We start from the raw sequence: 293 nt of genomic DNA, 5'->3' as shown, positions 1-293 counted from the left end.
CCTGAAAGATGATCAGGTTGATAGGTCAGAGATGGAAGCGTGGCGACATGTGGAGTTGACTGATACTAATAGATCGAGGACTTAACCATTTAAGGTGATGAACGTTTAAACATTTCTTCTATATTATCTAGTTTTGAGAGAATGAAATTTCTCTTGCAAAATTTAAAAAAGCCATTATAATAAATAATGTCTTGTAAAATAGTCTGGTGGCGATAGCGAGAAGGTCACACCCGTTCCCATACCGAACACGGAAGTTAAGCTTCTCAGCGCCGATGGTAGTTGGGGGCTCTCCC

Annotated in this window: 2 rRNA genes; both read left to right on the top strand. The window is 40.6% G+C overall.

The annotated features are described in order from the left end of the window. Positions 1-89 (top strand): 23S ribosomal RNA (locus HHO41_RS22160); the annotation flags it as partial. 113 nt (positions 90-202) lie between these two features. After that, positions 203-293, top strand: a 5S ribosomal RNA gene (rrf, locus tag HHO41_RS22155); the annotation flags it as partial.

It is taken from the genome of Bacillus sp. DNRA2 (assembly GCF_012843265.1).
Lineage (GTDB): Bacteria > Bacillota > Bacilli > Bacillales > Cytobacillaceae > Bacillus_BU.
This window is presented reverse-complemented; position numbering and strand designations above follow the sequence as displayed.